The sequence below is a fragment of the Citrobacter sp. ABFQG genome (assembly GCF_004322975.1).
GTDB lineage: Bacteria > Pseudomonadota > Gammaproteobacteria > Enterobacterales > Enterobacteriaceae > Citrobacter > Citrobacter freundii.
In genome coordinates, this window is sequence record NZ_CP036435.1 from 4267581 (window position 1) to 4281278 (window position 13698).

10 protein-coding genes are annotated in these 13698 nt (G+C 54.7%); 2 read left to right on the forward strand and 8 right to left on the reverse strand.

Annotation, left to right across the window (positions count from 1 at the left end; genetic code table 11):
- Positions 1 to 72: 72 nt before the first annotated feature.
- From WN16_RS21035 to WN16_RS21050, 4 genes are all read right to left on the reverse strand, one after another.
- Positions 73 to 1239, reverse strand: a complete 1167-nt coding sequence (locus WN16_RS21035) for a bifunctional tRNA (adenosine(37)-C2)-methyltransferase TrmG/ribosomal RNA large subunit methyltransferase RlmN (RefSeq protein ID WP_003037713.1) — start codon at positions 1237 to 1239, stop codon at positions 73 to 75.
- Between the two features lie 290 nt (positions 1240 to 1529).
- A complete protein-coding gene (ndk, locus tag WN16_RS21040) occupies positions 1530 to 1961 on the reverse strand; it encodes a nucleoside-diphosphate kinase (protein WP_003037710.1) in 432 nt (143 codons plus the stop codon).
- Positions 1962 to 2109: 148 nt separating this feature from the next.
- Entirely contained in the window at positions 2110 to 4422 is a 2313-nt protein-coding gene (gene pbpC / locus WN16_RS21045) for a peptidoglycan glycosyltransferase PbpC (RefSeq protein ID WP_016150756.1), read from the reverse strand.
- Positions 4423 to 9357, reverse strand: a complete 4935-nt coding sequence (locus tag WN16_RS21050) for an alpha-2-macroglobulin (protein WP_016150757.1) — start codon at positions 9355 to 9357, stop codon at positions 4423 to 4425.
- Positions 9358 to 9563: 206 nt separating this feature from the next.
- On the opposite strand from WN16_RS21050, the gene sseA reads away from it, so the two are divergent.
- Positions 9564 to 10415, forward strand: a complete 852-nt coding sequence (gene sseA / locus WN16_RS21055) for a 3-mercaptopyruvate sulfurtransferase (protein ID WP_003037701.1) — start codon at positions 9564 to 9566, stop codon at positions 10413 to 10415.
- 351 nt (positions 10416 to 10766) lie between these two features.
- Positions 10767 to 10883, forward strand: a complete 117-nt coding sequence (gene timP / locus WN16_RS24635) for a small toxic inner membrane protein TimP (RefSeq protein WP_242670821.1) — start codon at positions 10767 to 10769, stop codon at positions 10881 to 10883.
- Between the two features lie 36 nt (positions 10884 to 10919).
- Here timP and sseB read toward each other — a convergent pair whose 3' ends face one another.
- From sseB to fdx, 4 genes are all read right to left on the reverse strand, one after another.
- Positions 10920 to 11696, reverse strand: a complete 777-nt coding sequence (gene sseB, locus WN16_RS21060) for an enhanced serine sensitivity protein SseB (RefSeq protein ID WP_016150758.1) — start codon at positions 11694 to 11696, stop codon at positions 10920 to 10922.
- Positions 11697 to 11805: 109 nt separating this feature from the next.
- The gene (gene pepB / locus WN16_RS21065; RefSeq protein ID WP_044701997.1) at positions 11806 to 13089 is read right to left on the reverse strand and encodes an aminopeptidase PepB; all 1284 of its coding nucleotides are present in this window, start codon (positions 13087 to 13089) and stop codon (positions 11806 to 11808) included.
- A 61-nt stretch (positions 13090 to 13150) separates the two neighbouring features.
- Positions 13151 to 13351 carry a Fe-S cluster assembly protein IscX gene (gene iscX / locus WN16_RS21070; RefSeq protein ID WP_003037694.1) on the reverse strand — a complete coding sequence of 67 codons (201 nt, stop codon included), beginning with the start codon at positions 13349 to 13351 and terminating at the stop codon, positions 13151 to 13153.
- A gap of 11 nt (positions 13352 to 13362) precedes the next feature.
- Positions 13363 to 13698, reverse strand: a complete 336-nt coding sequence (gene fdx / locus WN16_RS21075) for an ISC system 2Fe-2S type ferredoxin (protein ID WP_003037690.1) — start codon at positions 13696 to 13698, stop codon at positions 13363 to 13365.

The window sequence follows — 13698 nt, forward strand, 5'->3', positions numbered from 1 at the left end:
CGACGACAACAAAAAACCTCATATGGCTTACGTTGCACTACGGTACAAGAATTATACCGTAGTGCGCCAACATCAAACGGTCTTAATGTCGATAGCGTCGCCCTGCATACGCTTACGCAAAGTACGCTTGGTACGGTCGATAACGTCGCCCGCCAACTGACCACAGGCTGCATCGATGTCATCGCCACGTGTTTTACGCACAATGGTGGTGAAACCATAGCTCATCAACACTTTGGAGAAACGATCGATACGGCTGTTAGAACTACGGCCATACGGCGCGCCCGGGAACGGGTTCCACGGGATCAGGTTGATCTTACACGGCGTATCTTTCAGCAGTTCTGCCAGCTGATGCGCGTGTTCAGTGCCATCATTGATGTGATCTAACATCACATACTCAATGGTCACACGGCCCTGGTTAGCGTTGGATTTCTCCAGATAACGACGAACCGCGCCAAGGAATGTTTCGATATTGTACTTTTTGTTGATCGGTACAATTTCGTCACGAATTTCATCGTTCGGCGCATGCAGAGAAATCGCCAGCGCGACGTCAATCATATCACCCAGCTTATCCAGCGCAGGGACAACGCCCGAGGTGGAGAGCGTGACGCGACGCTTGGACAACCCAAAACCGAAGTCATCCAGCATGATTTCCATCGCCGGCACTACGTTGGTCAGGTTGAGCAGCGGCTCACCCATCCCCATCATCACCACGTTGGTGATAGGACGCACGCCCGTTGCTTTGACCGCGCCGACGATTTTCGCCGCGCGCCAGACCTGGCCAATGATCTCCGATACCCGCAGGTTACGGTTAAAGCCCTGTTGCGCCGTAGAGCAGAATTTACACTCTAATGCGCAACCGACCTGTGAAGAAACACACAGGGTCGCACGATCGTCTTCCGGGATATACACCGTTTCAACGCGCTGATCGCCAACAGCGATAGCCCATTTGATCGTACCGTCAGAAGAACGCTGCTCTTCCACCACTTCCGGGGCGCGAATTTCAGCCACTTCTTTCAGCTTGTTACGCAGCACCTTATTGATGTCAGTCATGTCATCAAAGTTGTCGCTGCAATAGTGGTACATCCACTTCATGACCTGATCGGCACGAAATGGTTTTTCGCCCATCTCTTTGAAGAATTCGCGCATTTGCTGACGGTTCAGATCCAGCAGGTTAATTTTTCCATTTTTATTTGGAACCGCAGGAATGACGACTTCAGAGGTGTTAACTAATTCAGACATATTTTTTTCCGGCCTCGTTGTTACACGTTGTGGCCCGTGGAGGGTTAAAAAGAAACGCCCCGGCAAGCGATCTGCTCTTCCGGGGCGTTGCATTGTACAAAGTCTGGCGCAGGGATGCCACGTTTGCACGAAGCATTAGCGAAAATAATATGTAAATCGCTAATTCATCTCCAAAGGATTTCGCGTCGCAGGAAGGCGGCAAGTTCGAGCATCCCCGGGAGCATAGAAAACTATGTGACCGGGGTAAACGAATGCAGCCAACGCATCTGCGACGTGAAAGACGCAGGAGATTAGCGAGTGCGCGGGCAAACCTCACCTTCACCAAAGAAATAGGCGATTTCGCGCGCCGCTGACTCAACGGAGTCGGAACCGTGAGTACCGTTCTCGGTGAAGCTGTCAGCATAGTCTGCACGCAGAGTACCGGCCAGCGCATTCGCTGGGTTGGTTGCGCCCAGCAGATCGCGATGACGCTGTACGGCATTTTCGCTTTCCAGAACAGAAACAACGATCGGACCAGAGGTCATGAATTCAACCAGACCGTCAAAGAACGGTTTGCCATCGTGCTCAGCATAGAAACCACGCGCCTGCTCAACGGTCAGGTGCAGCATTTTAGTCCCGACGATTTTGAACCCTGCTGCTTCAAAGCGCGCAAAGATGCTCCCAATAACGTTTTTTGCCACCGCGTTTGGTTTGATGATGGAAAAAGTACGTTCAATAGCCATGATAACCTCTGTAATGTGTTCTGTTGTTGTCTATATAGATGTACGACCTGGCGCGGATTATAAAGAGCATCCCGGCAATTGACTATTGATGAAGGTAACATTTCTTTAAAATAAGATGAATTTTAGCAACAAACAGTCACTAACTGGTCTACTGCATCGAAAATCTCACCGTCGCTACCTGGCCTGCATCATCCATCACCAGCAGTTGATAATCCCCTTTAGTCGCCAGCCGTAACGTAAGACGACGTCCGCGTTCATCCAGCCTTTCACCGTTAAGAAACCACCAGCGTTCACCGCTCCCACCGCTGGTTTGCACCGGCAATGAGGCTTGAGCAGAACCGGGTAAACGCTTCACAATCGCGCCATCACGAATGCCTGTCAACTGCAACGGCTGCGAAGCGTCTTGTCCCAGCGGCGGACATGTGGCAGAAACTGGCGGTAATCTCGCCCCACGACGTTCTGATTCCGGTAGCCATGGCTCCAGCGGCAACGGCCAAACGATTAACGTTTGCTCGTGCGCCTGCGGGCAATCCGCCGCCACACGTTTGCCTTCATCATCCAGCCAGACAGGAAAACGAATGCCATTAACCCCTTCCTGCTCGGGCAATAATAACGTTGGCGGCTGACTGCCATCCAGTAACCAGGTTGCCAGACGGCGACGGCAGTTGCTGTCACCGGAGGCAAGAGATTGCCCGCCCGGCCAGCACACCACACCACGACTCACGGATTCAGGGCGTGGATCTTCCGGCTGATTTGTCCCGCGAGAGAGCAAAAGATTGTTGACCTGATTGAGCAACGGCACGGCACTGGCGAAACCAAACTGCCCCACCACTGGCGTACCATCGGGCCTGCCGGTCCAGATACCGATCACATAACGCGCATTAACGCCAATCGCCCAGGCATCGCGATAGCCATAGCTGGTACCCGTTTTCCACGCCAGAGGGACCACTCTGCTCAGCGCGTTATCCGGCAGCGGTTGCGCTTCGTCAGCCATAATGCGGCGAATAATCCACGCCGCGCCCGCCGACATCAACGGACGTTCCAGTAGTGGGTCACCCGGCTGCAGACGCAGTTTTCCCGCTTTTCCCTGGCGGGCAAAGGCGCTGTACGCTGCGGCCATATCTTCCAACCTTGCCCCCGCGCCACCTAAAATCAGCGACAGATTCGGCGTAGCCCCTGCGGGCAGATACAGCGGTAAGCCGACGTTACGTAACGATGCGGCAAAACGCTTCGGGCCATAGGCTTCGAGTACCTGCACGGCGGGTAAATTCAGCGAGCGCACCAGCGCTTCGCTCATGCTCACCGGGCCATGAAAACCGCTGTCAAAATTCCCCGGTCGATAGTCCCCGGTTCGCCGCGGGACATCCTGCAATAACGAAGCGGGATGGATGAGTCCGTCATCCAGCGCCAGGCCATAAACAAACGGCTTCAGCACCGAGCCAGGCGAACGGATCGCATTCACCATATCCACATGACCAAAACGAGAGTCGTCATTCATATCTACCGACCCCACCCAGCCACGCACGCTCATATCGGTGTGATCGACCACGATCATCGCCAGCGAACTGCGCGCAGGTAAGCGCCCCTTCCAGTTTTGCGCCAGCTCTTCCAGTTGACGCTGCAATCCGGCATCAAGGGTAGTCACGATTTTATCGCTTCGGCTTTTTCCCAACATCATGCGCGAGAATAACGGTGCTAACTGCGGCATTTGCCGGGGCGCCAGCCAGACCGGTTCTTCACGCGACTCCTGCACCTGTCTGGCAGGCCAAATGCCCTGGGTCGCCATACGTTCGAGCACTTTATTACGCGCCGCTTCAGCACGGTCCGGCCAGCGATCCGGACGCAGACGGCTCGGTGCCTGTGGCAAAACAGCCAGCAGCGCGGCATCGGAGTAACTCAATTGCACGGGTGATTTACCAAGATAAGCCCAGCTGGCCGCCCCCACGCCCTGCAGCGTACCGCCAAACGGCGCGCGGTTGAGATACAGTGTCAGGATGTCGCGTTTGGAGAGATGCCATTCCAGCTGCAATGCGCGCCAGAGCTGGCGAAACTTGCCGCCAAAGGTGCGCGGATGGGGATCGAGTAATCGTGCGACCTGCATGGTGAGCGTACTGCCGCCAGAAACCACACGCCCAGAGGAGAGGTCTTGCCATGCCGCGCGCAGTACTGAAAACGGATTGACGCCGGGATGCTTCCAGAACCAGCGGTCTTCGTAGTTAATTAACGCCTCAAGGTAGCGGGGCGACACCTCATCAATCGTTACCGGATACCGCCAGATACCATCCGCATCGGCAAAGCGCCACAGCGGCGTACCATCATGCGCCACCACGACCCGCGCCGGATCGACTTCGTGCAGCGGCAGCGGCCAGATTTTATCTGCCGCCCAAACCGCCGCCACAAACAATAGTGCAACGGCTGCCAGCCAGAGCCAGCAGCCGCGTTTACCCAACCCGCGTATCATTTACGGTCTGACAATCAAAAGTCCCTCTGTCGCACCGGTCGCGCGCCACTGCGGAATATACATTGATTCCACCTGCGGGACAGGAACCCGGTAGGTCCCCGGCGTTACCGCCCGCGCCAGATACACCAGCGTAACCGGTTGTCCTTCGTTGACCGCCACCGCGGCGACAAAGCGATCGTCACGGAACTCAACGTGCTGGATATCTGCCTGCTGCATCTGATTGAGCAGATTCGCCACTTCGCTGCCGCTATCCTGCAGGCTGGCACTGCCGTTGGCCAGATTCTGGTTTTCCAGTTCCAGTCCTGCTGGCAGTAAATCGACCACCAGCGCATCCGGCACGTTCTGGCTGGCTTTTACCTCCAGCCAGACCAGCACCAGTTCGCCGCTACGCAGCGAATCCAGCGATTTGCTATTTCCGTCAATTCCCAGGATTTGCCGCTCAATATGCAGAACGTTGCTGGCAGGCGTCGGTGCGGTTTGTGGATAACCACTCACATCCAGACGCAACCACAGCGGTAGATTACCGGTATTGGTGACGCTCAGCGTAGACAGCGCATCGGCATCCAGATTGCGGGTTAGCGATTTATCCCCTGCTAATGGTTGTTCCGAGAGTGACGTTTGCGCCTGCCACGTACCAGGCAAATCCTGTAACGTACGCGCGGCAAGGAACAACGCATTATTTTCCTGAGTCGAGAGCCAGCGCTGTCCAAAGGCCTGTTCTGACAACGTGTTCAGCAGCGTATTCTGCACGTCAGGTTTGATCTTGTTCTCTTCGAGCAAGGCCAGCATCAACGCGTTATCCCGTAAGGCACTGCCGTAATCCGCCATCCACTGTTGCGTATCGCGGCGCGGTGTATTCAGGGCCAGCGTCAACGCCTGTTCACTGCGATTGGCATCGCCCATATTTTTCAGCGCGATCCCCAGTTGTAACAGCGGTAAACCAGAGGCTGCTTGCGCACGACGCTCCCAGATCTCACGCAATGCGCCGAGCGGAGCTTTTTGCTGATGTGCCAGAACCAACGCGGCGTAGGCTTGTACGGCAAACCGGCTTGCTGAAGAGTCGTCGGTATAGCGAATCGACATCATGCCCGGATCCTGCAAATAGCGCAGTAGCCGCTCGTTGCCCCGGTTAATCACCTCTACCGGGACACTGTAGCCCTGTTCATTTGCCCGGACGAGGAAATCCATGACATACGCGGTCAGCCAGTACTCTTCCGAGCCGTTTTTATCCCACAGCGCAAAACCGCCGTTATCACGCTGCATCTGCACTAAACGGGAAATCCCAATATCAACTGCCGCGCGACGTTTTTCATCGCTGTCGCCCACAATACCTAACGCCTTCAATTGCGTTGCGTTGGTGTATAAGGATGGGAACAACCCGCTCGCCGTTTGCTCCAGACAACCGTAAGGGTACGCTTTCAGTTCGCGGATATAGCGCGCCAGGTTTAGCGGCGGCTTACCGCTGAACAGCAGTTGCCCTTGCATCGTCACAGGGGAGAAATTGGTCAGTTCTTCGCCCGGAAGCTGCCAGGTCGCGCCCGGCTGAAGTGCGACACCATTATTAACGGTTTGCGCCGGGAACGCCGGACGCACGCCAATCTTCCACTGTTTATGCTGAACAGGCAGCGTTTCACCCGGTAAAGTCAGACCGCTAATTTCTGCCTGAATTTCGCCATCGCCAAACCCTTCCCGCGCGCGCACCGGAATAAACAGCGTAGTCCTTACGCCTGGCGCCAGATTTACCGGTGCGGGATCTTGCCCCATCAGCTCCAGTAAACCATTGGCCGCGAGCTTAATATTCAGCGTTTGCGGTTTGTCAGTCAGGTTAGTCACGTCCAGCGTCAGGCGCGACGTATCTCCCCCCGCCAGAAAGCGCGGCATATTCAGCTCAGCAATTACTGGTGCGGCGACAATCACTTTGCTTTCGCTGCTGCCAAAGTCATCCGTCGTCCAGGCCTGCGCCATTACCCGCAGCTCGCCGTTGAAATCACCGATAGGTAACGTCACCGTACCTTCGCCCTGATCGTTAAGCGTGACCGGCAGCGCCTGTTGCGCCACAATATTGACGTGATTAACCGGTGGCTTACCGCCGCGTTTTAATTCATCGCCATCACCACCAAAGCGCAGCGCCGCCAGGCGTCCTTGCCCTTCGATCACCTGGCCGTAAATATCATAAATATCCGCGCCATAGCGTTTTTGCCCGAAAAACGCCTGCCACGGATCCGGCGTGGCGTAATCGGTAATGTTTAGCACCCCGCTATCAACGGCAGAGACCAGCACGTTAACCTGTTTTGGTACGTCGCCATTTTTGACGCTGGCTTTAATCTTGACGGTCAACGGCTGGTTTGGACGTATTTTCGCCGGGTTTTCCAGCGCCAGCGCCAGACGACGGTTTTCGTCACCTAACGGCAAATGCAGTAAACCGACCGCCCGTTTTGGCGTTGCCGAACGGGACTTGTCGCCAGGACGAACCACCAGCGCACTAAGATACAAATCGTGGCGATTCCAGGTTTTATCGATTGGGATGGAGATATCGAGACCATCCGCCGGTACGTCTATTTCTTGCCACCACAGCGGGCCTTCGCTGGATTCCACCATCGCATAACCTTTGCCAGCAGCGGGAGCGGCAACGTGCAGCTTCATGGTATCACCGGGACGATAGCTGGGTTTGTCCAGTTTCAGCGTCACGCGATCGGGACGCACAGCCCCACTGCCGTCGCTGTTATCCTGCCAGCTATAACCGGCCCAGAAGCGTACGCTGCTCACCGCATCATTCGGAGCTTTCACTTCCAGACGATAGGCGCCCCACTCAACCGGGAAGCTGACTTTACCGGTTTCATCGGCCTTAAGATCCAGAGTCTGCTCACCTTCAACCAGATCCTTTTGATCGAACTGTGATTGCCAGCCCTCGCCTTCAGACCAGTTCCAGTAATAATCTCGTCGCTCGCGGATCAAACGCACCTGCAAACCGGACACCGCTTTTTTCTCGCCTTGCGCATCGGCATACACAATGTCGAAAGCGGCGTTGCTGTTTTCATCAACGATAGGCTGATTCACGGTGGTATCGGTGCGGTAGTCATAGACGGCTTTTGCTGCAAACTGCGGACGAATGCCCGGCAGCGTATCCGCAGGCCAGATGGCTTGCTCAACCCGACGCGTCACCGGACGGCCCCCTGACTCCAGCAGACTGGCTTGCAAAACCACCTGTAACGGGGAATGCGTCTCCTGCCACTGGCTGTTGGTGGTCACTTCGCCGCGTCCGTGGTCATCCAGCGTGAGCTGAACTTCATCGAGGCTGCGGGAAAGATTTTCTTCGGCAATATTACCAAACTGGAACCCCGGCAATGCCTGCACCGCTTCGCGCAGCGGGCGCAGGAAAAGCTGCCCTTGCAGAGCATTGCCGTTAGCGGGCGCACCGTACAGGTAGTAGCCCACTACCGAAAACTTCACGTCATCAGTTGGTGCCACCGGGATCTTATTGGCGGTGAGATTGAGCGCCATCCGCTCAGGCATAAAATCTTCGACGTGGAAATCCCACATCCGCGACTGGTTATCACCGGTATTAGCCCGAATATGCCACATGCCGGTTGGCGCGTTGGTGTCCAGCGGCCAGCTAAAGCGGTACAAGCCGTTTTCCGGTTGGCTAACCACCGAGCGTAACACTTGTCCGTCGGGCTTCACGACCTCCAGCTTCACCGGTTGGTCGGGCAACGTTTTGCCATCGCTGTCACGCAGTAATCCGTTGAGGATCACCGTTTCGCCGGGACGATAGAGATCGCGTGGGCCGAACATAAAGAACTGCTTGCTGTATCCCGGCGCACCGGCAATATCAAATTCAGCCAGATCCAACGCCGGGAGCTTCAGATCCAGCAGCGTGGTTTGCCCGTCTTTGCGGGCCAGCAATAAAGCCGCGTCTTTATCAGTCTCCAGTTTGACATGACCCTGAGCGTCGCTGGTAGCCTGCGCCAACGTCTGTCCTTTTTCATTGAGTAACGTGACCTCAATCCCCTGCTGCGCGGCGCCGTTTTCCAGACTCTGCGTAAAGACATCCAGTTGATTATGGTAACGGTGTACAGACACACCAATATCGCTGAGCGTGAACAGCGTAGCGGCATTACTGTAGTTGTATTGTCCAGCCTGATTCATCACCGCGATGTAAACACCTGCTTGCTGCAACGGCTTGATATCGCTCAGCGGCAACAGCAGCTTCTCACGGGTGTTGCGCGCAGGATTGAGGTCAAAGCGTCCGGTATACACCAGTTCCGCCATTTTCAGCAGATTGTCAGATTCCCAGTTAGTCAACGAATTGCGGTATTCCCACTGGCTGACAAACGCACCGAGCGACTCAGGCTTCACGCGGAAGAAGTTCACATCTACGCTGTTAACGTTAAGGGCCATCACCGGCAGCCCTTCAATCACTTTTCCCGGCAGCAGCGAGCCGCGACTGGCAAACCCTACGCTTGGCTGGACGTCGCGAGTAGTAATGTTTTTTTCATAATCAATAGCGAACGTCGCTTTATTTAGCGCCAGCAAATCACGCTCAATGGTAACGACCAGTTCCCGGTTAGGTTCAAGATGGCGTAAGCGTAGCTCTTTCAGATTTGGCGCCAGCTCCCAGGCACCATCCACTTTGCCGCTTTTTTTATCAACAACATGCACGACGCGGGAAAAATCTTGTTCCGGATCGAGGGGAATGGAGAATGTCAACACGAGCGTTGCCGCACCGTCGAGCTGGACCTCTGAGGCATCCAGCAGCGTCAGCGACTTGCCCTGGCTTTGCTGCATCAGTTTTTGTAATTGAGCCTTATCTTTTGCTGGCGCTGTCTGTGGCGCAGGCGCATCAGGCTTCGCAGCCGTCGGTGATTTTTCGTTATTATTATCGCACCCGACCAGTGCCAGCATCAGCATGCAGGCCGCTACGCGTAAATGTTTCATTTTTCATCCCTGGCCGTAGTGGCCCGTTAGCTACGTAGAACAACTATTATGCGTCAGATTTCCGGCGGTGGAAGTCAGTAACTGAACAACGTTGTCTTAATTTTAGTGATTAATGTGGATTCACCTGACAAATCAGCCTGTTTTACTTGTCGCTTTACGGTAAACATCCGACAATTTGCCAAAACCTGGTAAAAATGGAGATGCCTATGACCACCGCCTTCTTTGTCGCTGCCGACTGGCTTGCCGAACACATTGACGACCCGGAAATACAAATTCTTGATGCCCGAATGGCACCTCCAGGACAGGAAGATCGCGACGTTGGCGAGGAGTATCGTGCGGGCCATATTCCTGGCGCAGTCTTTTTTGATATTGAAGCGCTTTCCGATCATACCTCACCGCTACCGCATATGATGCCGCGCCCGGAAGCTTTTGCCGTTGCGATGCGCGAACTGGGCGTTGATCAGGATAAGCATCTGGTTATCTACGATGACGGTAATCTGTTTTCCGCGCCACGCGCATGGTGGATGCTGCGGACATTTGGCGTCGAAAATGTCTCCATTCTGGCGGGCGGTCTGGCAGGCTGGAAGCGCGATGATCTAATGCTCAAGGAAGGCGATGAGGATTTACCTGAAGGTGAATTTAACGTGGCCTTTACGCCTGGCGCTGTTGTGCGTGTTACCGATGTACTGCTGGCCAGTCATGAAAAAACCGCACAGATTGTCGATGCGCGACCGGCTGCGCGTTTTAACGCAGAAGTTGACGAACCTCGTCCTGGCCTGAAGCGTGGTCATGTGCCCGGTGCGCTTAATGTACCGTGGACAGAATTGGTTCGTGACGGCGAGCTGAAAACTACCGACGAACTGGATGCTATTTTCTTCAGTCACGGCGTGAGCTTTGACCGCCCGATTATCGCCAGCTGCGGCTCCGGCGTAACGGCTGCCGTGGTGGTGCTGGCGCTTGCCACGCTGGGCGTTTCTAACGTCGCATTGTATGACGGCGCATGGAGCGAGTGGGGTGCTCGCAACGATTTACCGGTAGAACCATCTGAGGCTAAATAAAATCTGATTTATTCATCTTTTTCGTCCACAAAAAAACCGCTCAAATGAGCGGTTTTTTTGTGCTGGTCCGGTTCGCGGCCTTTCCAGCAGGCTATGTCACCATAGCAATGCAAGCGTACATCAGGGGGCAAATAGTCCCTTTTAAGGGAGTAAATGTCAAGTTAATTAGCTGCGAAACTATTCACTATTTGAGGTATTATCTTTTCCGGCCCTTTTCGCCGCCTCGCAAGCGGGCACTGGTTTCAGGAAAGGATGTCCCATGGCCGTATAAGCAAGCGTACATCAGTGCTTGCTATCACGGCATTATCGCCAGTGGTGCTGTCGTGATGCGGTCTTCGCATGGACCGCGCAATGAAGATACGATACTTCTGTATCGTGCTTGTTGTATCTGGTGCATTGTGTCTTCACGGTGATCAGAGTTACTCAGGTAATTCTGCACGCATGACGCTCAGCGCCCAGAGCAAGTAAGCTTGGTAGCCGCCTTTCGGGGCGGCTTTCCTTCACTCAGATAATCCGATTCTGTTTAAAGTCGCGCAGGAAACCGCCCCAGCGACGTTCATAGAACGGTGCGATGTGCTCAGTGATAAAATGGCTCACACCCTTCTCACCTTTCCTCACCAGGCAAATATCAATCGGTTCATCACCCGGTAACGTATCCGTTGCAACACTCCCCGTGGCATGAATAATCTCTTCAATATCGCCATCCGCTTCAATGCCAATCAGCAGATTCGGCTGGGCTTCCGCGCTTTCTTTGATTGAGCAGAGAAACGCGCGTTTTACTGGCTTAATGGTTTTAAACAGCGTAGTCAGCGAGTCAATCATCTGCGCCGGAGGTTCAGCGACTTCAGAGAGGATCAGCGATTCACCGCCTTCCAGTACTTCCTGGGTGCTGAGCGGATTCCCTTCTTCCCCCATCAGCAGGCTGATTTCACGCGGCATAAACTCTTTGCCGGTCGGCAGTTTCGCGTTGAGAAACAGCGTTTCGCCGAGCGTCATTTCAAACAATGTACGCACCGGCATGACGACAAATGCCTGCTCATCTTCAACCGCCTGCTGAAGAGCTTCCAGGGAGGTGAAGAACGGGATCACGGTCGTGCCGTCTTCTTTTTCCCAGTGCTGAAGATCGAGGGCGCTGTCTTCAACCACCGCCTCGCCTTCTGCGGCTGTACCCGGCACCCAGACGGTAGACTCCAGTAAAGTACGGAAAAATGCCGGACGATGCGCAGGCTCTGTCGCCGCTTGCTCCAGCAGGGTTTCTAATTCGTTTTTCGTTTCGGACATAGAGATCACAAATTATGTATATGGGTTGTAGGCCTGATAAGACGCACGGCGTCGCCATCAGGCAAAATGCCGGGTGGCACTTCGCTTACCCGGCCTACAAAAACACCGTTCAGGCAATCAGCAGATTTGCAATCGTGCGCACACCCAGACCAGTTGCGCCCGCAGACCACTGCTCAACTGGCGCTTTGCGATAGGTTGCAGAGCAGTCGATATGCAGCCAGCCTTGCTGATAGTTTTCCACAAAATGGGACAGGAAGCCCGCCGCGGTGCTTGCGCCAGCCGGATAGGCCGCACTGCCGGTATTATTCAGCTCGGCAAAGTTAGACGGCAGTTGGCTACGGTGGAACTCTGCCAACGGCAGACGCCAGAACGGCTCGTTTTCTTGCGCCGCACTTGCCAGCAGACGGGTAGCCAGTTGATCGTCAAAGCTGAACAGCGCATGGTAATCGTTGCCCAGCGCAGTTTTCGCCGCGCCGGTCAGCGTCGCAGCATCAATAATCAGTTCCGGTTTCTGTGCACTGGCATCGATCAGGCCATCGGCCAGTACCAGTCGCCCTTCGGCATCGGTATTCATCACTTCAACTTTTTTACCATTGCGATAGTGTATAATATCGCCGAGCTTAAAGGCGTTACCGCTGATCAGGTTATCCGCGCAGCACAGATACAGCTTCACGCGCTTGTTCAGACCACGGGTGATGGCGAACGCCAGCGCGCCGGTCACCGTTGCCGCGCCGCCCATATCAGACTTCATCGAGTCCATAAATGCGCTTTGCTTGATGCTGTATCCGCCGGAGTCAAAGGTAATTCCCTTACCCACCAGGCAGGCATAAACCGGGGCTTCTTTATCGCCAGTTGGATTGTAATCCAGCGCCAGCAGCACCGGAGGACGTTCGGAGCCACGACCTACGGTATGCAATCCCATGTAGTTCTGCTCGCGCAGATCTTCGCCTTTAGTGATGCGGTAAGAGACGTTATCGCAGGCAACAGAGCACAGCAGGTCTACTGCGCGTTGCGCCAGCTGTTCCGGGCCCAGCTCTTCTGCCGGGGCGTTAATGGTATCGCGCACCCAGTCAATAATTTTCAGGCGGTTATCCAGCTCTTTGCACTGCGCCTCATCCAGAGCGGCCCACTCAACTTTGCGGGTGCCTTTTGGTCCTTTGTAGCCCTGCCAGAACGCCCAGCTACGTTCGGTATCCCAGCCTTCACCGTCCAGTTGGACATGTTTAATACCCAGGCCGTCAATTTTACGGGCGGCGCGCTGGATAAGGCCGAGGTCATCTTTTCCGTTCAGGTGCAGGGTAATGCCATCATTATTAATGCTGTATGTCGCCTTTTCACCCCAGCGGGCATCAGCGGGTTGCGTGGAAAGCGTAATTTTCATGGCTTCTGTCATTTTATTTATCCTTATTTTCGCGCATACAGGAAAACGGGCCACCCGTGGGCAGCCCGTTGACTTATTCGGCTTCGTCCAGCCAGACCAGCAAAATGGCCTCAAGGATTTTTTCGTTCGATGCCTGTGGATCATCATCGAACTCTTCCAGGTCACAGATCCACTGGTGCAGATCGGTGAAACGAACGGTCTTGGGGTCGAGATCGGGGAACGCGTCGTACAGCGCCTCGCCGATTTCACGGCTATCGGTCCACTTCAGTCCCATACTACCCTCTGTTAATGCTCACGTGCATGATTGATTGTGTAACGTGGGATTTCGACCACTAAATCGTCCTCGGTGACACGTGCCTGACAGCTTAAACGGCTCTCCGGCTCCAGTCCCCAGGCTTTATCCAGCATGTCGTCTTCTTCTTCTGTGCTTTCCGGCAAAGAATCAAAACCTTCACGTACGATGCAGTGGCAGGTTGTGCAGGCACAGGATTTTTCACAGGCGTGTTCAATCTCGATACCGTTACGCAGGGCAACGTCAAGAATGGTTTCGCCGGTCTCAGCTTCCAGAACTGCGCCATCGGGACAGAGATCCTGATGAGGCAAAATAACAATCTTTGGCAT